At 71.2% G+C, this 21805-nt stretch carries 21 protein-coding genes; 10 read left to right on the forward strand and 11 right to left on the reverse strand.

Annotation, left to right across the window (positions count from 1 at the left end; translation table 11 throughout):
- Window positions 1–314: 314 nt before the first annotated feature.
- On the reverse strand, window positions 315–758 hold the full coding sequence (locus Q0588_RS00240) for an RcnB family protein (RefSeq protein WP_298742705.1): 444 nt from the start codon (window positions 756–758) through the stop codon (window positions 315–317).
- Window positions 759–904: 146 nt separating this feature from the next.
- On the reverse strand, window positions 905–1588 hold the full coding sequence (locus Q0588_RS00245; protein WP_298742707.1) for a DnaA/Hda family protein: 684 nt from the start codon (window positions 1586–1588) through the stop codon (window positions 905–907).
- Between the two features lie 537 nt (window positions 1589–2125).
- Between Q0588_RS00245 and aspS the strand changes: the two genes are divergently transcribed.
- Window positions 2126–3907 carry an aspartate--tRNA ligase gene (gene aspS, locus Q0588_RS00250; protein ID WP_298742709.1) on the forward strand — a complete coding sequence of 594 codons (1782 nt, stop codon included), beginning with the start codon at window positions 2126–2128 and terminating at the stop codon, window positions 3905–3907.
- A gap of 33 nt (window positions 3908–3940) precedes the next feature.
- Here the strand turns inward: aspS and Q0588_RS00255 are convergent, their stop codons facing one another.
- From Q0588_RS00255 to Q0588_RS00265, 3 genes are all read right to left on the reverse strand, one after another.
- A complete protein-coding gene (locus Q0588_RS00255) occupies window positions 3941–4846 on the reverse strand; it encodes a pentapeptide repeat-containing protein (RefSeq protein WP_298742711.1) in 906 nt (301 codons plus the stop codon).
- A gap of 74 nt (window positions 4847–4920) precedes the next feature.
- Window positions 4921–5412, reverse strand: coding sequence for a pentapeptide repeat-containing protein (locus tag Q0588_RS00260; RefSeq protein ID WP_298742713.1), 492 nt, complete (start codon window positions 5410–5412; stop codon window positions 4921–4923).
- A gap of 64 nt (window positions 5413–5476) precedes the next feature.
- Window positions 5477–7876 (reverse strand): TSCPD domain-containing protein, encoded by a 2400-nt coding sequence (locus tag Q0588_RS00265; protein WP_298742715.1) that lies wholly within the window; start codon window positions 7874–7876, stop codon window positions 5477–5479.
- A gap of 197 nt (window positions 7877–8073) precedes the next feature.
- Here Q0588_RS00265 and Q0588_RS00270 point away from each other — a divergent pair, with 197 nt between their 5' ends.
- Together Q0588_RS00270 and Q0588_RS00275 are read left to right on the forward strand one after the other, a co-directional pair.
- The gene (locus Q0588_RS00270; RefSeq protein WP_298742716.1) at window positions 8074–8466 is read left to right on the forward strand and encodes an NADH:ubiquinone oxidoreductase subunit NDUFA12; all 393 of its coding nucleotides are present in this window, start codon (window positions 8074–8076) and stop codon (window positions 8464–8466) included.
- Window positions 8463–9137 carry a DUF2155 domain-containing protein gene (locus Q0588_RS00275; RefSeq protein WP_298742718.1) on the forward strand — a complete coding sequence of 225 codons (675 nt, stop codon included), beginning with the start codon at window positions 8463–8465 and terminating at the stop codon, window positions 9135–9137. Before Q0588_RS00270 ends, Q0588_RS00275 begins: the two co-directional genes overlap by 4 nt.
- Here the strand turns inward: Q0588_RS00275 and aat are convergent.
- Genes aat through aroQ form a run of 4 tightly spaced genes read right to left on the reverse strand, consistent with a single transcriptional unit; the run spans window position 9104 to window position 12148 of the window.
- Complete coding sequence (aat, locus tag Q0588_RS00280) at window positions 9104–9799, reverse strand: leucyl/phenylalanyl-tRNA--protein transferase (protein WP_298742720.1); 696 nt, start codon at window positions 9797–9799, stop codon at window positions 9104–9106. The two genes, Q0588_RS00275 and aat, sit on opposite strands and share 34 nt — an antisense overlap.
- A gap of 4 nt (window positions 9800–9803) precedes the next feature.
- Window positions 9804–11156, reverse strand: coding sequence for an acetyl-CoA carboxylase biotin carboxylase subunit (gene accC, locus Q0588_RS00285; RefSeq protein WP_298742722.1), 1353 nt, complete (start codon window positions 11154–11156; stop codon window positions 9804–9806).
- A 4-nt stretch (window positions 11157–11160) separates the two neighbouring features.
- On the reverse strand, window positions 11161–11661 hold the full coding sequence (gene accB / locus Q0588_RS00290; RefSeq protein WP_298742724.1) for an acetyl-CoA carboxylase biotin carboxyl carrier protein: 501 nt from the start codon (window positions 11659–11661) through the stop codon (window positions 11161–11163).
- A 19-nt stretch (window positions 11662–11680) separates the two neighbouring features.
- On the reverse strand, window positions 11681–12148 hold the full coding sequence (gene aroQ, locus Q0588_RS00295) for a type II 3-dehydroquinate dehydratase (RefSeq protein WP_298742726.1): 468 nt from the start codon (window positions 12146–12148) through the stop codon (window positions 11681–11683).
- A 101-nt stretch (window positions 12149–12249) separates the two neighbouring features.
- Here aroQ and thiS point away from each other — a divergent pair, with 101 nt between their 5' ends.
- Window positions 12250–12447: a sulfur carrier protein ThiS gene (gene thiS / locus Q0588_RS00300; RefSeq protein ID WP_298742728.1), complete on the forward strand. Its 198-nt coding sequence runs from the start codon at window positions 12250–12252 to the stop codon at window positions 12445–12447.
- Here thiS and Q0588_RS00305 read toward each other — a convergent pair whose 3' ends face one another.
- A complete protein-coding gene (locus Q0588_RS00305) occupies window positions 12448–14001 on the reverse strand; it encodes an MFS transporter (protein WP_298742730.1) in 1554 nt (517 codons plus the stop codon).
- A gap of 66 nt (window positions 14002–14067) precedes the next feature.
- Window positions 14068–15618, reverse strand: coding sequence for a sulfatase (locus tag Q0588_RS00310; protein ID WP_298742732.1), 1551 nt, complete (start codon window positions 15616–15618; stop codon window positions 14068–14070).
- A 143-nt stretch (window positions 15619–15761) separates the two neighbouring features.
- On the opposite strand from Q0588_RS00310, the gene Q0588_RS00315 reads away from it, so the two are divergent.
- The 6 genes from Q0588_RS00315 to Q0588_RS00340 all read left to right on the forward strand — a co-directional run.
- Window positions 15762–16550: a thiazole synthase gene (locus tag Q0588_RS00315; RefSeq protein ID WP_298742733.1), complete on the forward strand. Its 789-nt coding sequence runs from the start codon at window positions 15762–15764 to the stop codon at window positions 16548–16550.
- Between the two features lie 496 nt (window positions 16551–17046).
- Complete coding sequence (locus Q0588_RS00320) at window positions 17047–17418, forward strand: DUF411 domain-containing protein (protein ID WP_298742735.1); 372 nt, start codon at window positions 17047–17049, stop codon at window positions 17416–17418.
- Window positions 17419–17534: 116 nt separating this feature from the next.
- Complete coding sequence (gene serS, locus Q0588_RS00325) at window positions 17535–19016, forward strand: serine--tRNA ligase (protein ID WP_298742736.1); 1482 nt, start codon at window positions 17535–17537, stop codon at window positions 19014–19016.
- Window positions 19017–19320: 304 nt separating this feature from the next.
- Entirely contained in the window at window positions 19321–20112 is a 792-nt protein-coding gene (surE, locus tag Q0588_RS00330; protein WP_298742738.1) for a 5'/3'-nucleotidase SurE, read from the forward strand.
- Window positions 20113–20287: 175 nt separating this feature from the next.
- On the forward strand, window positions 20288–20932 hold the full coding sequence (locus Q0588_RS00335; protein ID WP_298742740.1) for a protein-L-isoaspartate(D-aspartate) O-methyltransferase: 645 nt from the start codon (window positions 20288–20290) through the stop codon (window positions 20930–20932).
- Between the two features lie 221 nt (window positions 20933–21153).
- The coding region (locus Q0588_RS00340) for a LysM peptidoglycan-binding domain-containing protein (RefSeq protein WP_298742742.1) at window positions 21154–21805 on the forward strand (652 nt) is incomplete at its 3' end.

The raw sequence follows: 21805 nt of genomic DNA on the forward strand, positions 1-21805 counted from the left end.
TCCGCGCGGGTCGTGAATCGCGGCGTCCGCCGCCTTGATCCGATCGAGGCCCTGGCCTCGATCCAGAGGCTTCTCACTGCATCGACGGCGGATTCGGCTCTGTCATCCTCTCCGGACCCGTTGTGTCCTTCGTGACCCCGTTGTGCCCTTTGTGATGAACCAGCTTTCGTCGGGCCCAGCGAGCAGAAGGCGCGTCAACTCAAGCGACGATTGCTCTAGCCGGCGGTCAGCTGCGGTTCCCGTGGCGCCGCCGACGCCTAAGGGCCCGTCCGGACGCTCCGGACGGGCCTGTTCCCGTGTCCGGTCCGGCCGCTTCAGTCGTTGAACAGCGACAGCACCACGCCGGTGGCCAGCGCCGCCACCAGGACGTCGCCGGTGTCGGTGCGGTAATAGCCGTAGCCGCGCGGCGGCGGGGGCCAGCCGTGGCGATGGTAGTCGTGGACGTACCACTGGCGGCGATAGTGGTGGGGGATCACCGCGCCGCGGCGCCAGCGCTGCTCGCGATAGCCCCAGGCGTTGCCGTAGGGCGGGCCGTAGCGGTGCTCGTCACGCCAATGGTCGCGCTGGCCGCGCCGCCAGTCGCGATGGCGTTCGCGGTGGGTGTAGCGGCCGCCGTCCCGGCGATTGTGGTCAGCCCGGTGCTCCCAACGCTCGTAACGGCCGTCGCGGTCGCGGTCGCCGCGCCAGGACTGGGCCGAGGCGGCGGTGGGGGCCGCCATGGCCAGCGACAGGGCGCCGATCATCAGAGGTTTCATCATCACAACGTCTCCTTCCTGCGGAGCCGCGGTCGCCTTTCATCGGAGCCCGCGACGTCAGACCCGACAAGGCCGAAAGCGTGTGCGCGCCCGGCTGAACCCCTGGTGAACGATTCGTTAAGCTTGACGGCCCGTCTTGGCCGCGGGCGCTATCCGAACAGGTCGCCGCCTTCCCCGCCGCCCTCGACGACCGCCCGCGCCAGGGCCCGCGTCACCGGCCTGTGCATCGCATCGAGCCGTTCCACCACCCGCTCGGCCGCCGCCGCCGACCGGTCGATGCGGCGCAGCAGGTAGGGGATGACGTCCCTGGCCGGGCGGATGCCGCGCTCGGCGAAGCGCGCCTCCAGCATGGCCGCCAGCACGGCGTCGTCCGGGGCCTCGACCGCGACGGTGCGGACGGCGTCCAGGCGGGAGCGCAGGTCGGGCAGGGCGGTCGACCAGGCCGACGGCGGTTCGCGCGAAATCAGCAGCAGGGCCCCGCCCGGCGCCTGGGCCAGGTTGATCAGGTGGAACAGGGTCTCGTCGTCGACGGCCCGGGCCCGGTCCAGCAACACCGGCCGCCCCTCCAGCTCCAGCGGGTCGATCAGCGCCGCCTCGGCTCCGTGCAGGGCGACGGCGCCGACCCGTTCGGCCCAGACCTGCCCCAGCCGGCTCTTGCCGCAGCCCTCGGGACCATGGAGCGCCGCCACCCCCCCGATCAGACCGGGCCATTCCGCCAGCGCCTCGACCGCCGCCCGGTTGCAGTCCGAGACCACGAACCCCGCGGCCCCCCCGGGCAGGTCGCGCTGCAGCGGCAGGCGCATCTGGTCGGAAGGCGAGGGGCGGGCGGTCATCCCGTTCATCATAGCAGACGCCGCGTCCCGTCCGCCTCGCCCCCCGCGGCATCCGTGAATAGAGCGGCCCCGCCTGTGGATGCTTCGGCGTTCCGGGGCGTGACGCTGTGCTGGCAATTCGGGAAAATATAGTCGGGTTCAGCCGGAATTCGTCCGCCGTTTCAACGTGACGGCTGTTTCTGAAACCGATCTTCCCGCCTGAGAAAACGGCGGGGGTATGATGCTCCCCTGTGTTCCCGGGTCCTTGACAATCGAACCGCCGCCGCTCCGCCGCAGGAGTCGCGAAGCCGACAGGGCCGGATCGTCCGGTCGTGGAATGCCCGCGGGGCCGATGCCGACTCCGCCGACTCTGCCACAGCGTTTTTTCGCGCCCTTGCCGACTCTGCCGACTCCGCCACACCGTTTTTTCGGGCCGGGCGGGACCGGTCGAACCGGCCGGCCGCAACCGCCGCCGGCCTTGACTTTCGGGGGGGATGATGCGCCCTTCCGGCCTCCCGATTTGCGGCCTCTCCGGCCCGTATTCCAAGACGACCGACCATGCACGCCTACCGCTCCCACACCTGCGGCGCCCTCCGTCTGGCCGACGCCGGATCGACCGTCCGCCTGTCCGGCTGGGTGCACCGCAAGCGCGACCACGGCGGCCTGCTGTTCGTCGACCTGCGCGACCACTACGGCCTGACCCAGCTGGTGCTGCATCCCGAAACGCCGGGCTTCGAGGCGGTCGAGCGGATCCGGGCCGAGAGCGTCATCCGCATCGACGGCGAGGTCGTCGCCCGCGAGGCCTCGGTGGTCAATCCCAACCTGCCGACCGGCGAGATCGAGATCCGCGTCCAGTCGGTCGAGGTGCTGTCCGAGGCCGCCGAACTGCCGCTGCCCGTCTTCGGCGAGCCGGACTATCCCGAGGATATCCGGCTGAAACACCGCTATCTCGACCTGCGCCGCGAGACCCTGCACCGGAACATCGTGCTGCGCTCGAAGGTCATCTCCTCGATCCGCCAGCGCATGGTCGGCCAGGGCTTCCTCGAATACCAGACGCCGATCCTGACGGCGTCGTCGCCCGAAGGCGCGCGCGACTTCCTCGTCCCGTCGCGCCTCCATCCCGGCAAATTCTACGCCCTGCCGCAGGCCCCGCAGCAGTTCAAACAGCTGCTGATGGTCTCGGGCTTCGACCGCTATTTCCAGATCGCCCCCTGTTTCCGCGACGAGGACCTGCGCGCCGACCGTTCGCTGGAATTCTACCAGCTCGACGTCGAGATGAGCTTCGTCACCCAGGAGGATGTGTTCGCCGCCATCGAACCCGTCATGCACGGCGTGTTCGAGGAGTTCGCCGACGGCAAGCGGGTCGACCCCTGGCCCTTCGTCCGCATCCCCTACCGGGAGTCGATCGCCAAATACGGCACCGACAAGCCGGACCTGCGCAACCCGATCGAGATGATGGACGTCAGCGACCATTTCCGCGACGGCGGTTTCGGCCTGTTCAGCAAGATCCTCGCCGCCGACACGAACAACGCCGTCTGGGGCATCCCGGCGCCCAGGGGCGGCAGCCGCGCCTTCTGCGACCGCATGAATTCCTGGGCCCAGGGCGAGGGCCAGCCGGGCCTCGGCTACATCTTCTGGTCGGAGGACCAGGGCGGCTGGGGCGGCCCGATCGCCAAGAACCTCGGCGCCGAGGCGACCGACGCCCTGATGAAGTCGCTGGCCATGGGCAAGGGCGACGCCGCCTTCTTCGCCGCCGGCGATCCGTCGGTCTTCCACAAATTCGCCGGGAACGCCCGCACCAAACTGGGCCAGGACCTCAACCTGATCCCGGATGACGAGTTCAAATTCTGCTGGATCGTCGACTTCCCGATGTTCGAATGGTCGGAGGAGGAGAAGAAGGTCGATTTCTCGCACAATCCCTTCTCGATGCCGCAGGGCGAGATGGAGGCCCTGACGACCAGGGACCCGCTCGACATCCTCGCCTACCAGTACGACATCGTCTGCAACGGCTATGAGCTGTGCTCGGGCGCGATCCGCAACCACAAGGCCGAGATCATGCTCAAGGCCTTCGAGATCGCCGGCCATGACGCCTCGGTGGTCGAGGACCAGTTCGGCGGCATGCTCAACGCCTTCCGCTACGGCGCCCCGCCGCACGGCGGCCTGGCCCCCGGCATCGACCGCATCGTCATGCTGCTGGCCGGCCAGACGGCCATCCGCGAGGTCATCGCCTTCCCGCTGAACCAGCAGGGCCAGGACCTGCTGATGAGCGCCCCGTCCGATGCGGCGGAACGCCAGTACAAGGAATTGCACATCCGGCCGGCCCTGCCGCTCAAGGTCTGATGCGGCCGGCCTCCGCCGGGGCTGCGTCCCTGCTCAGCGGTCGCCGCCGGCCATCACCAGATTGCGGACCCGGGGCGGCGGCGGCGGAGTCGGGGGGCGCGGCGGCGCGATCCTGAAGCCGTGGCAGGCCCGCGGGCGCAGGCGGCGGGGCAGGCGGGTGCCGGCGTCGCCGCAGGCCCGCCCGACCTGGGCCTGGCTCAGGCCCCGGGCGCGCGAGAGGTCGGCGCCGCGAATATCGGACCGGTTCATCGCCGCGCCCGCGAAGTCGGCCCCGGCGAAGGCGCCGCCGGTCAGTCGCGCCCCGTTCAGGGTCGCGCCCGAGAAATCGGCCCCGCGGAAATCCCCGTTCGACAGATTGGACATGCCGAGGTTCGAGCCCGAGAAATCGGCCCCGCGCGCCGAGACGTTGGCGAGGGTGACGGCGATCATCTCGGCGTCGCTGACATCGGCGCCGTCGAGGACCGCCCCGTTCAGGTTGACGCTGATCAGTTGCGACCCCGACAGGTCGGCGTCGCCGAACCGGGCGCGGACCAGGGTCGCGCCGGTGGCGTCCACCCCCGCCAGGCTGGCCCGGTTGAAACTGGCCCCGGTGAAGTCGGCCCCGATCAGCGTCGCGCCGTCGAGGTCGGCCCGGCTGAAGTCGCTGCCGGAGAAGTTCGAGCCCGTCAGCCCGGCCCCGCGCAGGCTGGCCCCGACGAGGGTGGCGTTGGTGAAGGTGGCGCCGTGAAAGGCCGCCCCGGTCAGGTCCCGGCCGGACAGTTCACAGCGGTTGCACGAGCCGCCCAGCGACACCAGGCGGGCGACGTCGCGGTCCTGTTGTCCCGGCTGCAGCCGGACCTCGGCGGCCGCCGCGGTCGCCGCCAGGACGGCCGTGGCCGCGCCTGCCGCGAGGCCGGCGGCCGCCAGGCGGCGGATCAGGGACGGGGCTCTCTGGATCACGCTCCGGTTCTGCCTCCTGGGGCCCGCGAACCCTACTTAAATCGTGGTAAGGTCGATGGCCGCGGCCGGTCCGCTCAGCAGTGCGGAATGCTCAGCCCGCCCGGCAACCGGGTGGCCTCGTCGCCGCAGGCCCGGTTCAGGGCGCCCTGGGTCAGGCCCGTGGCCCCGGCCAGGGAGGCGCCGGCGAAATTGGTCCCGCTGAGGGTCGCGCCGCTGAAATTCGCCCCGTCCAGATAGGCGCCGACGAAACTGGCGTTGGTCAGGTCGGCACCGGCGAAGCTGGCGCTGGAAAAGACCCCGCCGTAGGCGTCGACGTCGCGCAGGTCGGCATTGGCGAACCGGGCCCGGTTCATGACGCTGAGGCTGAGGGTCGCCTGCCGCAGACGGGCTCCGGCCAGGTTGACGCCCCGCGCCCGCAGGCCGGAGAAGTCGCCCTGGAACAGGTTGCAGCCGGGGCAGCTGGCGCCGCCCCGGACGCGGGCGATCTGGCTGGCGTTCTGGGCGTCAGCCGGCGCGCCGGCCGCAAGGACGGCGACGACGAGTGCGGCGGTCAGGATCGGTTTCATGGCGGACTCCATGTTGCCCGTCCGGCCTTGCAAGTCCCGGGCCACCGGAACGGGCGAGGCCTGGCTAGCCCTGCATCGACGGGGCCGCGCCGCAGGTGTCGCAAAGCCAGCCGGGGCCGCGCCGCTGAAGCGAGAAATCGCCGCAGGCAGGGCAGGCGGTGGCCTCGTCGGCCACGGTCGGGCCGGGAGCCGCGTCCCGTTTCTGACCGAACGGCAGCACCACGAGGTTGTCCGGGGCCGCGCCGCGCGCGAAGCCTTTCGAGATGAAGCGCGCCGCCGGCACGGTCTCCGGCGCGGCCCCCGCCTCGCCGGCCCCGCCGCCCAGCCCGTCGGCGTTGAGGCCCTCGGGATCGGCGTTGGCCAGCTCGTGCCGATCCAGGTACGACACGCCGAGCTCGCGGAAGATGTAGTCGAGGATCGAGGTCGCCGAGCGGATCGAGTCATTGCCGGTGACCCGGCCGGCCGGTTCGAAGCGGGTGAACACGAAGGCGTCCACGAACTCGTCCAGCGGCACCCCGTATTGCAGGCCGATCGAGATCGCGATGGCGAAATTGTTCATCAGCGAGCGGAAGGCGGCGCCTTCCTTGTGCATGTCGATGAAGATCTCGCCCAGCTCGCCGTCGTCGTATTCGCCGGTGTGAATATAGACCTTGTGGCCGCCGACGGCGGCTTTCTGGATATAGCCCTTGCGGCGGTCGGGCAGCTTGCGGCGCGTGCGGTCGCGCTCGACCACCTTTTCGACGACCCTCTCGACGGCGCGGACCTCCGGTTCCCGGCGGCGCTCCCGCGGGGGCTCGGAGTCCGGCAGGTCGAGCCAGCGGCCGGGCGGAGCCGGCCGGCGCATCAGGCGCACGGCGCGGCGTCCGGCGCGGGCCGCCTCGCCCAGGACTCTGACCGCCTGCGCCGGAGACGTGCGCCAGTCGAGGTCTTCCGGAGTCGGGTCGGGGGCCGCGCTGAAGGGCTCGAGGACGGCGCGGAGCCGCGCCTCGAAGGCCGCCGGGTCGGCGAGCAGGGGGCGCAGCGCCTCGGGGGCCTCGGGCCACGCTGCAAGATCGCCGCGGCCGAAGGCCCAGGCGTCGGCCTCGGCCGCCGCCTCGGGCGTGAACCCCAGCCGGACCAGCAAGGATTCGTCCCCGTCGTCGCCGACGCCGAGCACGTCCCGCACGAAACCCGCATCGAGGACCGGGGCGCGCACCGCGTCCTCCAGTCGTTCGACCTGGAACAGCGCCGTCTCGATCGCCTCCAGTTCGAGATCGGTCAGGCCGCGGGCGCGCAGGGCGGTATGGTCGATGCCCGGGGCCCCGACCAGGGTGCGCCGCCCCAGCAGATGCCGTTCGGCCGAGCCGACATCCCCGCCGGCGCGGGCGATGGCCGCGGCGAGGGAGGGGCGCAGCCGGCGTTCGACTCCGCCGTCGCGGGTCTCGAACACGTCGACCGTCCGCAGGGGCGTCAATCCGAGCCGCAGGCTCGCGTCGGCGTCGTCCACGAACAGGCTGAAGCGGCTGATGGCTCCGACCCGGGCGGCGAGGTCCTCGGCCAGGGCTTCGGCCTCGTCGACCGGGCCGCCGAGGACCAGATCGGCCAGGCCGCCGAATCCGAAGGACAGCGGGGCGTCGCCGCAGGCCGCCGACCACAGTCCGACCAGCGCCGACAGCGCCGGCCCGAGCTGGTCTCCGGCCAGGGCGTGCAGGGCCGGAAGCGAGATCAGCACGGCCGGTCCGGCCATGGCCTCGGCCAGGGCGTGGGCATCCCCCGCATCGAAGGTCAGGACCAGGTCTCCGTCCAGCGCCGCTTCGGCGGCGGCCACGGCGACCGGCGCCCCCGCCGCCACCAGGTCGCGGTCCGCCAGGCCGATCATCGGACCGAAGGCCGGGGCCGGCGCGGGTCGGACCTCGAAGGTCTCTCCGGCGATGGCGCGCACGATATCGGCGTCGGTCGCTCCGGCCCGGCGGGCGGCGACGGCGGCCCGGGCCAGGGCGGGGTTCCGGGCCGGATCGGCGCAGTCTCCGGCCGGTCCCTCGCAGCGCCTGACCGCGTCCGTGACCGCCGCCAGCGAGTTGGTCGCCGCCTGCACCGCGCTCGCCGACAGGCGGGCGGCGCGGCGGCGGGCCATCTCCTCGCCCAGCCGCTCGCCGGCGGCCGGATCGGAGAGATCCAGCCAGCTGGCGCCGGCCGGAGGCGCCGCCGGCGTGGCGACGCCGAGAACAAGGGTCGCCGCGAGTTCGCCGGCCGGTCCCCTCGCGAGGCCAGGCCGCGCCGCGAATCCGGCGCAGGCGTCGGCGAGGGGGTCGGCGCCGTCCGCGGCGAGTCCTTCGGCCTCGGCCCAGTCGAGCCAGGCCTCGACCTGGACGTCGGGCCAGTCGTCGGGCGCGCGCACGACGGTGAGTCGGTCCGGTCGCTCGATCTCGCGCAGGGAGCGTCGCGCTAGGGCGGCCGGCGGGGCGAAACGGAACGAGGGTCGCATGGGCGGTCTCGGCAGGGCTGGGCTGATGCTAGCGGTCCCTGTCGCTTTGGCAATAAATCTGGCGTGTCAGGGCGAGGTTACCCCCAAGATGTTGAGCAACCTCGATGGCCGGGCGTGCTGGACGGACGGGCCCCGGCTTTCTATGATCAGCGGACGTCGCCAGCCTCCCCGTGCGACCAGAAAGAGTGGATTCGGACGTGCTAGGCAAGATCTTCGGCTGGACCAGCGGCGCGACCCTCGGCACGCTGTTCACCATCGCCAGGCGCGGCGCCCTGATCGGCGCGGACGAGTTCGGCAACCGCTATTACCAGTCCAGGGACACCAGCAGCTACGATGGCCGCCGCCGCCGCTGGGTGGTCTACAACGGTTACGCCGAGGCCTCCAAGGTGCCGCCGGACTGGCACGGCTGGTTGCACTACACCTTTGATGAACCGCCGACCGAGCGGCCGCTGCCGCGTCGGGCCTGGGAAAAGGATCATCTGCCGAACCTGACCGGAACGCCGATGGCGTGGCGGCCGCAGGGGTCGCTGGCCGCGGAGGGTCGCCGACCCGCCGCCACGGGCGATTACGAGGCGTGGCGGCCGGAATGACCCGCAAGGGCCCGATCTTCGCGAGCGTGACGGCGCTGGCCCTGCTGGCGTCGGGCGTGGTCGCGGCCTCGGCCTTGGGCGACCGCCCGCAGGACGCCCAGCCGGCGCCCAGCCCGACCGCCGATCTCAACCGGCAGCCGGCGCCCCCGGCCCAGCCCGTGCCGCCCGAGCCCGAGCCGGAAGCCGAGCCCGCTCCGGCCCAGCCCGTTCCCATCACGCCCCCGGCCCCGGTCATCGTCATCGCCGAGACGCCCGCCGACGAGGACGAGGCCGCCGGGGAGGAGGCCGGGGAGGAGGTTCGAAAACGGGCCGCCGCCCCGACCGAACCGCCGCCGCCGCCCGGACGCCGCCAGCGCCGGCGCGTGGCCGTCGTCGAAGCCGTCGACAAGATCACCGCTGAACGGATGCGTTTCGAGGTCGAGGTCGGCGGCCGCCCGGTGCGCTTCCACAAGACGCTGATCTTCACCGCGCGGGCCTGCGAGGTTTCGGCGCCGGACGAGTTGATCGGGGACTCCATCGCCTATCTCGAGGTCAGCATTCAGCCTCGCGGCGTCCTCCAGCCGAGCGATCCGCGTCAGATCTTCCGCGGCTGGATGTTCGCCTCGGCGCCGGCCGTCAACGGACTGCAGCACCCGATCTACGACGCCTGGGTGGTCGGCTGCAAGGCGTAGGCGACCGCCTCAGGGCCCGTCATCGGGTCGATCAGCGAGCGTGCGTCCGGGCGCAGCCGGCGGGCCGAACTCAATAGCGTCAGATAGGCCGCCTGCGGCATCTCGACGGCGCCGAACTGGCTCAGGTGCGCGGTCAGGAACTGGGCGTCCAGAAGCCGCCAGCCGCCCCGCTTCAGCCGCGCCACGAGATGAACCAGGGCCGCCTTGGAGGCGTCGCGCTCGCGACTGAACATGCTCTCGCCGAAGAAGGCCCCGCCCAGGTTCACGCCATAGAGGCCGCCGACCAGCCGTTCATCGCGCCAGCACTCGACCGAATGGGCGTGGCCGCGGGCGTGAAGCTGGCCGTACAGCCGGCGGATCGGGCCGTTGATCCAGCTGTCCTCGCGGCCCGGCGCGGGGGCGGCGCAGGCGTCCAGGACGGCGCCGAAGGCGGTGTCGGCGCGCACCTCGAACACGCCGCTCCGGACCGTCCGCCGGAGACGGGCGGGGACGCGAAAGCCGTCGAGGGGGAGCACGCCCCGGCGCTCGGGCTCGACCAGGAAGATGCGCGGATCGTCGCGGCCTTCCCCCATTGGAAAAACACCGGCGGCGTAGCAGTTCAACAGGTCTTCGGGGCCGAAACCGCCGAGCGGCGCGCTGGCGCTGAAGCCGGGCTCGTCCACCGGCCTAGGCGTCGCCCTTCTGGCGCCGGGCCCAGTTCTCCAGCCAGTGGATGTCGTAGTCGCCCGACAGGATGTCGGGCTCCTGCAGCAGCTTCTGGAACAGGGGGATGGTGGTGTCGATGCCGCCGACCACCATCTCGTTCAGCGACCGGCGCAGGCGGGCGATGCATTCCTCGCGGTCGCGGCCGTGGACGATCAGCTTGCCGATCAGGCTGTCATAATAGGGCGGGATCGTATAGCCGGCGTAGATGGCGCTATCCAGCCGCACGCCGAGGCCGCCGGGGGCGTGGAAGTCCCTCACCGTGCCGGGCGACGGCGTGAAGGTCTCGGGGTTCTCGGCGTTGATCCGGCACTCGATGGCGTGGCCCTCGAAATGCACGTCGTCCTGGGTGAACGACAGCGGCAGCCCCGCGGCGATGCGGATCTGCTCCCGGACCAGGTCGACGCCGGTGATCATCTCCGTCACCGGATGCTCGACCTGCAGCCGCGTGTTCATCTCGATGAAGAAGAACTCCCCGTCTTCCCAAAGAAATTCAATCGTGCCGACTCCGAGATAGCCGATCTTTCCGATGGCTTCATTGACGGTCCGGCCGATGGCGGCGCGCTCCACGGCCGACAGGGCCGGCGAGGGCGCTTCCTCGAGAACCTTCTGGTGACGGCGCTGCAGCGAGCAATCGCGTTCGCCCAGGTGGACGACGTTGCCGTGGCTGTCGGCGACGACCTGAAGTTCGATGTGGCGCGGTTTCTGGAGGTAACGCTCCATGTAGACCGCCCCGTTGCCGAAGGCGGCCTGGGCTTCCGACTGGGCGGTCTGCACCGCCTCGACCAGGTCGTCCGGAGTGAGGGCGACCTTCATGCCGCGCCCGCCGCCGCCGGCGGCCGCCTTGACGATCAGAGGGAAGCCGATCGCCTTCGACGCCTTCACGGCGGCCTCGACGGTCTCGACCTCGCCTTCGGAGCCCGGGACCACCGGAATCCCGGCCTCCATCACCGTCTGTTTGGCGGTGATCTTGTCCCCCATGAGGCGGATGTGCTCGGGCCTGGGCCCGATGAAGGTCATGCCGTGCGCCTCGACGATTTCGGCGAAGCGGGCGTTCTCGGACAGGAAGCCGTAGCCGGGATGGACCGCCTGGGCGCCGGTGATCTCGGCGGCGGCGATGATCGAGGGGATGTTCAGGTAGGATTTCGCCGCGGGAGCCGGGCCGATGCAGACGCTTTCATCGGCCAGGCGGACCCACATGGCTCCGCGATCGGCCTCGGAATGCACGGCGACGGTGGAGATGCCCATCTCCTTGCAGGCGCGATGAATCCGCAGGGCGATCTCGCCGCGGTTGGCGATGAGGACCTTGGTGAACACCGGATCAGGCCTCGAGCAGGACGAGGGGTTCGCCGAACTCGACCGGCTGGGCGTCGCCGACCAGAATCTCCTTCACGACGCCGTCGCGAGGGGCCTGGATCGGGTTCATGGTCTTCATGGCCTCGACGATCAGCAGGGTCTGGCCCTGCTTGACCTTGTCCCCCGGCTGCACGAACGGCGGCGCCTCGGGCGAGGCCTGCAGATAGGCGGTGCCGACCATCGGCGACTTTACCTCCTCGCCGGAGCGGGGGACGATGGTCGTCGGGTCTGACGGCATCGAGGCGGGGGCCTGCGCCGCGGCCGGAGCGTGGGCGGCGGGCGCCGGCGCATACTGCACCGGCGCGGCCATGGCGACCTCGCGGGCGACGCGGATCTTCAGATCGCCGCGCTCGACCTCGATCTCGGTCAGGTCGGTATCGTTCAGGATGTCGGCGAGCGACCGCACCAGGGCGGTGTCGATCTCGTCGTTCCTGAGCTTGGACGCGGGGGTCTTGGGGTCGGCCATGGGAGCCTCTCGTTGCCTTCTAAACCGAACGGCCGGCGGCGGCGCGGTGTTCCTGCGCCAGCCGGAGGGCGGCCTTGACGGCCAGTTCGTAGCTGAACGGGCCGAAGCCCGAGACGACGCCGGCGGCGACCGCCGAAACATGGGAGCGATGGCGGAAACGCTCGCGCGCCGCCGGATTGGACAGGTGGCATTCGACAATCGGAATGCTCAGCGTCTTCAGGGCGTCCAGAAGGGCCACCGAGGTGTGGCCGTAGCCGGCGGGATTGATCACCAGAGCCGAGGCCTTGCCGCGGGCCTCGTGAATCCAGTCGATCAATTCGCCTTCGTGGTTGGACTGGCGGAAGACCACGCCGGCGCCGCCGGCGGCCCGCTCGCAGATCGCCCGGACGTCGTCCAGCGTCGCGCGGCCATAGACCTCGGGTTCGCGCACCCCCAGCAGGTTGAGGTTCGGGCCGTTCAGGACGTAGAGGAGGAAGGGTTCGGGCATTCGCTCGAGGTTATGACATCCGGCCGCGCGGATTCGGAGCGGCCTTTTAGCCGAGGCGTGGCGGTAATCAAACCATCCGCCGGAGAGATCGACGTAGCGTCATGCGCATTCAGGTCAATGGCGAACCCCGGGAGGTTGCGGCGGCGACGGTTCTGGCCCTTGTCGAGGAGCTGGGGCTGGACATCGGCAAGGTGGCGGTGGAGCGAAACCTGGAGATCGTGCCGAAAACCCTGCACGCCGCCACGCCGCTTGCGGACGGGGACCGGATCGAGGTGGTCCAGTTCGTCGGCGGGGGCTGATCATCCCGGTTCTTCCAGGTCGCGCAGGTCGCGGCCACGGGTCTCGCGGCCGAAGACGGCGACCAGCCCGAGCGCGGCGACCGTCAGCCCGCCGATGGCGGCGGCGGCGACGCCCAGCGGCGGGGCGGCGGCCAGCACGGCCAGGCCCTGGGCCAGCAGGCCGCCCAGCTTGCTGCAGCCGGCGATCCAGCCGGTGGCGCGGCCTCGGATCCGCAGCGGATAGTTTTCGGCGGTATAGGGCAGGATGATCGCGATGACGCCGCTGGAGCCGACGATCAGCAGGGCGAGGGCGATGACCGGGTCGGCGAGGACGGCGACGCCCATGCCGCGCAGCATCAGGCCGAACAGGCCGGCGGCGGTGACGCCAAGCATCAGGGCCAGGGCCCCGCGCGTACTCCAGGCGCTGTAGAGCCAGACCGACAGCAGGATGGTCGGCGCCGCGATCAGGGTCGATTTGGCGATCAGGGCCGAGGCGGCCTCGACGCTGCGGCCCTCGGCGACGAGGGCGCTGGGCAGCCACAGCAGGACCCCGAAATTGACCAGGCCCCACGCCAGGGCGGCGAGGGTCAGGGCGAGGGTGATGGCCAGGCGCCGCCGGTCCACCGGCGGAAGGTGGGAATGGCTTTCCGCGACCGGGGCCGCCGTCGCCGCCCGAACCCGGGAGCCGAAGCGGGCCAGCATGGCGCGGGCTTCCTCGCCGCGGCCGACATGCTGGAGAAAGCGGGCCGATTCGGGCAGCAGCGGACTGAGGGCGATGAGGATCAGGCCGGTGGGCAGGTTGAGGAACCACATGATCCGCCAGCTCCAGTCGGGCTGGAGCCAGGCCGACAGGGCGCTGGCGGCGAAATAGCCGCCGACCGCGCCGACGCCGCCGACCAGCACCAGCGCCCGGCCGCGGTGCCGGGTCGGCATGATCTCGGCCAGCAGGGCGTAGGCCACCGGCAGCATCCCGCCCGCCGCCGCGCCCATCAGGAAACACATGCCGACGTTCCACCAGAAGTCCGGCATGGCCCCGCAGATCGAGGTGCCGACGAACATCACCGAGGACAGCAGGATCGAGGCGCGGCGGCCGTAGAGGTCCGCCAGCCAGCCCCAGACGAAGGAGCCGGCGACGGTGCCGCTCAGGGCGGCGAACGGCAGGATGGCGACCATGGCCGTGGTGAGCCCGTACTCCTCGCGCATGCCGGGGGTGACGAAGCCGAGGCTGGCCGGCTTCATGATGTCGATGATCAGGGCGAGGGAGAGCAGGGCGCACATGCCCCAGTGCGCGCCGGTCAGCGGGGCGTCCTCGGGCGGGGCGAGCACCTCCAGCGGCGCATCGTCGCCCTTCTGCGCCGGCAGCAGGCCGAAGGCGGCGAGGGCGACGCCGATCAGGATCAGGGCCATGCCCCACCACATGCCGGCGTCCATCGGCATGCCGGCGAGGCGGAAGCCCATGTGCCGCCCCATCCAGTACATGGGCAGGTGCAGGGCGACGCCGGCGGTGACCACCAGACAGCCCGTCCAGAACGCCCAGGCGTGGCGGCGGTCGCCGAAAATCTTCGCGATGCTCAAGGTGACGGTCCCCGATCCGGCTGGCCGGCCAGCCCTAGCGGCGGACCGCCGGGCCGTCGAGGGGGCTCATTCCGGCGGCAGGGCGCGGCAGGTCGGGGCCTCCTCATTGGGCAGGCCGTAGCCGCCGAAGCGCATGTCGTCGGGGTCGGCGGGGGCGTAGCCGGGCAGGTCGCCGTCGCCGACCTCCTGCCGCAGGGCGGCGAGGCGTTCCTTGAGGCGGGCCTCCTCGGCGGCGTGGGCGGGCTTGCCGGCGAGGTTGACCTGCTCGTCCGGATCGGACTGCAGGTCGTACAGCTCCCACTCGTCCGGCAGCTCCCAGTGGATCAGCTTCCAGCGGCGGTCGCGGACGCCGCGGTGCGGGCGGACGCAGTGGGCGGCGGGGAATTCGAAATACTGGTAGAGGAAGTCCCGGCGCCAGTCGGCCGGCGGCGCGCCGGCCGCCACCCCCTTCCAGCTGCGGCCGTGCATGTGCGGGTCGCGATCGAGGCCGGCGTAGTCGAGGAAGGTCGGGGCCACGTCGATGTTCAGCACCATCTGGTCGGCGTTGACCTGGCCGGGCGCGATCGAGGCGGGGTGGCGGACCAGCATCGGCACCTTGATCGACGGCTCGTACATCAGCCGCTTGTCGAACATGCCGTGGTCGCCGAGGAACATGCCGTTGTCGGTGGTGTAGACCACGACGGTGTTCTCGCTCAGCCCCTCGGCGTCGAGCAGGTCCAGCATCCGGCCGACGTTCTCGTCGACGCCCAGCAGGACCCGGTAGTAGTCCTTGATGAAATGCTGGTAGTTGAGGCGGGCCCGTTCCTCGACCGGCATGTCGGCGCGGACGCCGCGGTTGCGGTAGTCGGGCATGTCGGCGATCAGCAGGTCGGCGGCGCGGATGGCGCGGGGGCGGTTCGCGATGTCCTCCATGAAGGTCGGGGGCGGCGGGATGTCGACGTCGGCGAAGGCGCTCCTGAAACGCTCGGCCGGCTCCCAGCCGCGGTGCGGGGCCTTGAACTGGAACAGCAGGGCGAAGGGCGTGTCCCTGGGCCGGTCGCGCACGAACGACATGGCCAGGTCGCCGATGACGTCGTCGGTGTGGCCCTCGCCGCGGGTGCGCACGCCGTTCACATCCAGCGGCGGGTTGAAATACTGGCCCTGGCCCGGAAGCACGGCGCTGTAGTCATAGCCGGCGGGCGGGGTGTTGACGTGCCACTTGCCGACCACGCCGGTGTGGTAGCCGGCCCTGCGCAGCATCACCGGCCAGGTGGCGTCGTGATTGAGCAGCGGCTCGTTGTGAAAATTCGACTCGGCGCCGTTGGTGACCATGCCGTGGGCGTGGGAGTAGAGGCCGGTCAGATAGGTGGCCCGGCTGGGCAGGCACAGGGAGTTGGTGACGAAGGCGTTCTCGAAGCGGACGCCGCCGGCCCCGAGCCGGTCGAGGTTCGGCGTCTTCAGGATGGTGTTTCCATAGGCCGACATCGCCGACTGGGCGTGATCGTCGGTCATGATGAAGATGATGTTGGGACGGTCGCCGCGGGCCCGGGCCGGGGCCGTGGTGGCGCAGCCGGCGGCGGTCAGGGCGGCGAGGCCGGTCATGCCCTGGAGCACGCGCCGACGGTGGGTGATGGTCATCCGGCTTCCTCCGCTGCGGTCTGCGCCGCTTCCGTAATGCCAGAAAGCAGGCCCTGTAACCGCTTACAAGGCCTGTAACGAAATGTTGGCCGCGACCTCGTGGCCCTTTCGCCCGGCGGGGGCCCGGGGGTAGAGGAGGCCGCATGACCGCCTCCACAGACCCGCAAGACACCTGGACCGTCGCCGGACGGACCTTCAGCAGCCGGCTGATCGTCGGCACCGGCAAATACGCCGACTATGCGCAGAACGCGGCGGCGGCCGAGGCGGCGGGGGCGGAGATCGTCACCGTGGCGCTGCGGCGGGTGAACCTGTCGGACCCGTCGCAGCCGATGCTGGTCGACCACGTGAAGCCGGACCGCTTCACCTTCCTGCCCAACACCGCCGGCTGTTTCACCGGCGAGGACGCGGTGCGGACGCTGCGGCTGGCGCGCGAGGCGGGCGGCTGGAGCCTGGTCAAGCTGGAGGTGCTGTCGGACACGGCGCACCTGTATCCGGACATGGTCGAGACGCTCAGGGCCCTGGACCTGCTGGTCGCCGACGGCTTCGACGTCATGGTCTATTGCACCGACGACGTGGTCATGGCCCGGCGGCTGGAGGAGGCGGGGGCCGCGGCGATCATGCCGGCGGCGGCGCCGATCGGCTCGGGCCTCGGCATCCAGAACCGGGTCAATATCCGGCTGATCGTCGAGCAGGCGACCGTGCCGGTGCTGGTCGACGCGGGGGTGGGCACCGCCTCGGACGCGACCATCGCCATGGAGCTGGGCTGCGACGCGGTGCTGATGAACACGGCCATCGCCGGGGCGAAGGATCCGGTCCGGATGGCCCGCGCCATGAAGCATGCGGTGATCGCCGGGCGGGAGGCCTATCTGGCCGGGCGGATGCCGCGCCGGATGTACGCCAGCGCCAGCTCGCCGATGGCCGGGCTGATCTGACCCGGCCGCCGGGCTTCACCCGGGTGAAAAGAAAAACACGGTGGCAGGGTCGGCAGAGTCGGCACGGGCGGGAAAACGGTGTGGCGGAGTCGGCAGAGTCGACATCGGCGCGCCTGCGGCGGCGCGGCGGGGATGCGGTTGTCAAAGACCGGCGGCGGGCCAGGACCCGCGGTGAAAGGCCAGTATAGGGCGCCGGCCCGCCAGGGCGGGTTCATGACGCTGATGAAGCGCCGATCCGCAGGGAAAACAGCGGGTTGGCTGGAGAAAATGTGATGGCTGGGCGCGGATTTGCAGCGCAGCAATGCGTCTTTCCGCTGGACCGTTGGTCGCGGACGCGGGGGTGGCCCGGCGATCAGACCGCCTGTAGGATCACGGGGAACCCGCACGAGGAACGACCATGCCGACCCTCAGCCGCCGCCTTCTGATCGCTTCGGGCGCCACGTTTGCATTCGCGGGCAGGGCACATGCCCGGACGCGGGGGAGCCGGCAGCTGGCGGTGTACAAGTCGCCGACCTGCGGCTGCTGCGACGGCTGGGTGGCGCATATGCGTCGGGCGGGGTTCACGGTGGCGGTGCATGTCGTCGAGGACCCGGGGACGGTCCGCCGCGCCCGGGGCCTGCCCGACGCGCTGGCGTCCTGCCACACCGGGGTGGTCGACGGCTATGCGATCGAGGGCCATGTGCCCGCCGCCGACGTGATCCGCCTGCTGGCCGAGCGGCCCGCGGCGATCGGCCTGACCGCGCCGGGCATGCCGCTGGGGTCGCCGGGGATGGAGACGCCGGACGGCCGCAAGCAACCGTTCGACACCCTGCTGGTGCTGCGCTCCGGACAGACGCGGGTGTTCGGGCGGCATAATCGCACCGCCTGATCCGGTCTCCCGCCGCCTTCGCGGGGGTCGCCGGAGGATGACGAAGCAAGGGATGCGCGGGTTGGCGGAAGCCGCGGCGGGGGTTAGAGCAGGCGCGCCCCGAACCGAGACCGACCATGCACGACATCCGCGCCATCCGTGACCATCCCGCCGCCTTCGTGAGCGGGTGGGAGTCGCGCGGGGTCGAGGATGCGCAGGCGGTGGTGGACCGGGCGCTGGAGCTGGATCGGTCGCTGCGGGCGGCGCAGACGGCGGGGCAGGAGGCGCTGGCGCGGCGCAATGCGGCGTCGAAGCTGATCGGCGCGGCGATGGCGAAGAAGGACATGGCCGAGGCCGGGCGGCTGAAGGCCGAGGTCGAGGGGCTGAAGGGAGAGATCGCGGCCCAGGAGGCGGTCGAGGCCGAGGCCGGCAAGGCGCTGCGCGAGCTGCTGGCGGCGCAGAAGAGTCTGGCGGCGGACGATGTGCCGGACGGCGAGGACGAGGCGGCGAACGTGCTGGTCGGGACGCCGTGGGGCGCGCCGCGCAGGACGGGGCCGGCGAAGGACCACGCCGACCTGGGCGAGGCCCTGGGGCTGCTGGACTTCGAGGCGGCGGCGCGGATGTCGGGGGCGCGGTTCGCGGTGCTGAAGGGCGGGCTGGCGCGGCTGGAACGGGCCATCGGCCAGTTCATGCTGGACCTGCAGACGGTCGAGCACGGCTATCTGGAGGTCAATCCGCCGTATCTGGTGCGGAGGGAAGCCATGTTCGGCACTGGCCAGCTGCCGAAGTTTGATGAGGATCTCTTCAAGACGCAGGACATAGCCTTCAGCGCTGTCCAAGGCGTCGATTTTGATGGCAACGGGCTCCGGGCGCTGATCGCCGGCGGCCACATCAATTTCCGGTCCAAAGAAGTTCAGGACGCTTTTCGGCAGGCAAGAGACAGCGGGACTGGCGGGCTCTCGATGCGGCGGCTGGGCACTAGCGAGCCAGAGCTGATCTACACTTCCAATCGCTACCTCATCCCCACCGCCGAGGTCTCCCTGACCAATCTCGTGCGCGAGCAGATACTGTCCGAGGACGAGCTGGCCACGCCGATCCGCTACACCGCCCTGACGCCCTGTTTCCGGGCCGAGGCGGGGTCGGCGGGGCGGGATACGCGCGGGCTGATCCGGCAGCACCAGTTCCACAAGGTCGAACTGGTCTCGATCACCCGGCCGGAGGACAGCGAGGCCGAGCATGAGCGGATGGTGCGCTGCGCCGAGGCGGTGCTGGAGAAGCTGGGCCTGCCCTATCGCCGGATGCTGCTGTGCAAGGGCGACATGGGCTTTTCGGCGAAGAAGACCTTCGACCTCGAGGTCTGGCTGCCGTCGCAGGGGACCTGGCGCGAGATCAGCTCCTGCTCCAACTGCGGCGACTTCCAGGCCCGGCGGATGGAGGCGCGGTTCAAGCGGGCCGGCGAGAAGAAGACCGAATTCGTGCACACGCTGAACGGCTCGGGCCTGGCGGTCGGGCGGACGCTGGTGGCGGTGATGGAGAATTATCAGGAAGCGGACGGGCGGATCGCCGTGCCGGAAGTGCTGGTTCCCTATATGGGGGGCGTGACGCGGGTCGGTCCCTGAAATATTCCGCGCGTGCCGTCCCAGTTCCCGGCGCCTTGTCATCCCGGACAGCGCGAAGCGCTGATCCGGGACGCGTCGTTCCGGTCTCCGCATCGCCCCGGAGAGCGCAGCTCATCCGGGGCCAGGGCTGGTCCCGACCCGGCTCCCGGTTCAGCCCTTCGGGCCGACCGGGACTGAACGAGGTTGCGCCACCCCGTCCCGGATCAGCGCTTCGCGCTGTCCGGGATGACAAGGGCCTGCGTCCGGGAGGTGATGCGCGGATTTTTCGGGTGCGCGGGGGCGGCCCAGGCATTAGTCAGGCCCCATGAGAATCCTCCTCACCAACGACGACGGGGTCGAGGCCGAGGGGCTGGCGTGCCTGGAGCGGATCGCCCGGACCCTGTCGGACGACATCTGGACGGTCGCGCCGCAGGTCGAACAGTCGGGCAAGGGGCGGGGCATCACCCTGACCGAGCCGCTGCGGGTCAATACGCTGGGCGAGAAGCGGTTCGCGGTGACCGGGACGCCGACCGACTGCGTGGTGCTGGCGGTCAACGACCTGATGCCGGACAAGCCCGACCTGGTGCTGTCGGGGGTCAACCGGGGGCACAATGTCGGCGAGGACTGTTCCTATTCGGGGACGGTGGCGGGAGCCTTGCAGGGCATGGCCTTCGGCATCCGCTCGATCGCCCTGAGCCAGTCGCTGGAGCGGTTCCACGACGCGGCGACGGCGCACTGGGCGACGGCCGAGGCCTATGCCCCGGCGATCATCTCGCGCCTGCTGGCCCAGCCGTGGCAGAACGGGGTGGTGATGAACCTGAACTTCCCCAACCGGCCGCCGGCCCTGGTCAAGGAGGTCGAGGTGACGCGGCAGGGATTCCGCGACATCGGCGAGATGCATGCGGTCAGGCGCACCGACCTGCGGGGCCGCGACTATTACTGGATGAGCTTTCGCGGGACCAAGCATGACCATCCGCCGGGCACCGACCTGAGGGCCATGGACGAGGGGAAGATTTCGGTCACGCCGCTGCACATCGACCTGACCCATGCGCCCAGCATCCACGACCTGAAGGGGGTGCTGGGCGGGGCGCCGCCCAGGACGGTGGCGGCGGAATGAGGGGTCGCAGCTCATCTCCCCTTCCCCTCGACGGGGAAGGGGCCGGGGGTTGGGGTGGAGGCAGGCCGTGTCCGGATGTGGCGCGGGAGGCGGAGAGATCGAGCCCGATGGCGCGGGACTCCGGACAGACTGGCTCCACCCCACCCGACCCTCCCCATCGAGGGGAGGGCTTTCGATGAGTTTGAACGACGACCGCGCCGGACGGCTGATCCTCGGCCTGCGCCAGCAGGGGGTCACCGACCCGCGCGTGCTGGCGGCGATGGAGTCGATCGACCGCGCCGTCTTCGTGCACGAGAAATTCCTCGACCAGGCGTGGGAGGACCAGGCCCTGCCGATCGACTGCGCCCAGACCATCTCCCAGCCCTATATCGTCGGCCTGATGACCCAGGCGCTGGACGTGCAGCCAAGGCACCGGGTGCTGGAGATCGGCACGGGCTCGGGCTACCAGGCCGCGGTGCTGAGCCGGCTGGCGCGCTATGTCTATTCGGTCGAACGCTACCGCAGCCTGCTGACCGAGGCGGAGCGGCGGCTGAAGGAGCTGAAGATCGACAATGTCATCACCCGCCACGGCGACGGCGGCCTGGGCTGGCCGGAGCAGGCGCCGTTCGACCGGATCATGGTCACGGCGGCGGCCCCGGGCGAGCCGACGGAGCTGCTGCACCAGCTGAAGCCGGGCGGCGTGCTGGTGTGTCCGGTCGGGCGCGGCTCGGTGCAGCGGCTGCACCGCTACGTCAGCCTCGAGGACGGCTCGTTCCGCAGGGAGAGCCTGGCCGAGGTGCGGTTCGTGCCGCTGGTCGAGGGCACGGCGCGGGAGGGGTGAGGATAGGGGCTAGGGGCTAGGGGCTAGGGGCTAGGGGCTAGGGATTAGGGATTAGGGATTAGGGACCAAGAGGCAGGCGTCGTGGAGCGCCGACTGCGCCTCCCCCCTAGTCCCTAGCCCCTAGTCCCTAGCCCCTTCCTGTTAACCTTCCCGCCCAACTTTGGCGCGGATTACAGGGTCTGGTGCCCGGCGGGGCGTGAGCCGGATTCGAGGAGCGGGCGATGATCGGGATCAGGGCGGGGCTGAAGGCGCTGGCGGTGCTGGCGGCGATGGGCCTGACGGCGGCCTGCGCGAGCTATCCGGCCGAGCCGCGCTATTCGATCTTCGCCGAACCGCCCCCGCCGCCGGCCCGCGACTACCCGGCCGCCGCGCCGGCGCCGAGCGGCGATGCGGTGCGCGGCCCGACCAATCCCGCCCATGAGTCGCCGCCGCCGGCGACCGCCCCGGTCGGCGAGATCGACGGCGGAGCGCTGGACGCGCCCGTCGGGCCCCGCCCCTATCAGCCCGCCGCCGGCCCGGCCGGGGAAGGGTTCGCCAGTCCGCCGCCGCCCGCTTCGGGCGCGCCGGCGACGGCGGGCGCCGCCTACGAGATCCAGCCGGGCGACACCATCTCCGGCATTGGCCGGCGCTTCCAGACGCCGGTGCAGACGCTGATCGACCTGAACAACCTGGGCCCGCGGGCCGACGTCTCGCCGGGCCAGCGCATCCTGCTGCCGGCCGGCGCCGTCGACATCGGCGGCGATCCCTACGCCACCGGCCCGTCGCCGGGCGGGGTCCATATGGCCGACGCCGGCGTGCCGCCGCCGCCGCCGCCGCCACCACCGGCGCGCGAACCGGCCGTCACGGCCGGACTGGCGGGCGCCCCGCCCGCGG

The organism is uncultured Brevundimonas sp. (assembly GCF_937870815.1).
In the GTDB taxonomy this organism is placed as follows: domain Bacteria; phylum Pseudomonadota; class Alphaproteobacteria; order Caulobacterales; family Caulobacteraceae; genus Brevundimonas.

Excerpts from the sequence above, each read along its gene's own strand:
- Q0588_RS00240 (WP_298742705.1), bottom strand. The coding sequence starts at position 758 with ATGATGAAACCTCTGATGATCGGCGCCCTGTCGCTGGCCATGGCGGCC.
- Q0588_RS00245 (WP_298742707.1), bottom strand. The coding sequence starts at position 1,588 with ATGACCGCCCGCCCCTCGCCTTCCGACCAGATGCGCCTGCCGCTGCAG.
- aspS (WP_298742709.1), top strand. The coding sequence starts at position 2,126 with ATGCACGCCTACCGCTCCCACACCTGCGGCGCCCTCCGTCTGGCCGAC.
- Q0588_RS00260 (WP_298742713.1), bottom strand. The coding sequence starts at position 5,412 with ATGAAACCGATCCTGACCGCCGCACTCGTCGTCGCCGTCCTTGCGGCC.
- Q0588_RS00265 (WP_298742715.1), bottom strand. The coding sequence starts at position 7,876 with ATGCGACCCTCGTTCCGTTTCGCCCCGCCGGCCGCCCTAGCGCGACGC.
- Q0588_RS00275 (WP_298742718.1), top strand. The coding sequence starts at position 8,463 with ATGACCCGCAAGGGCCCGATCTTCGCGAGCGTGACGGCGCTGGCCCTG.
- accB (WP_298742724.1), bottom strand. The coding sequence starts at position 11,661 with ATGGCCGACCCCAAGACCCCCGCGTCCAAGCTCAGGAACGACGAGATC.
- aroQ (WP_298742726.1), bottom strand. The coding sequence starts at position 12,148 with ATGCCCGAACCCTTCCTCCTCTACGTCCTGAACGGCCCGAACCTCAAC.
- thiS (WP_298742728.1), top strand. The coding sequence starts at position 12,250 with ATGCGCATTCAGGTCAATGGCGAACCCCGGGAGGTTGCGGCGGCGACG.
- Q0588_RS00310 (WP_298742732.1), bottom strand. The coding sequence starts at position 15,618 with ATGACCATCACCCACCGTCGGCGCGTGCTCCAGGGCATGACCGGCCTC.
- Q0588_RS00315 (WP_298742733.1), top strand. The coding sequence starts at position 15,762 with ATGACCGCCTCCACAGACCCGCAAGACACCTGGACCGTCGCCGGACGG.
- serS (WP_298742736.1), top strand. The coding sequence starts at position 17,535 with ATGCACGACATCCGCGCCATCCGTGACCATCCCGCCGCCTTCGTGAGC.
- surE (WP_298742738.1), top strand. The coding sequence starts at position 19,321 with ATGAGAATCCTCCTCACCAACGACGACGGGGTCGAGGCCGAGGGGCTG.
- Q0588_RS00335 (WP_298742740.1), top strand. The coding sequence starts at position 20,288 with ATGAGTTTGAACGACGACCGCGCCGGACGGCTGATCCTCGGCCTGCGC.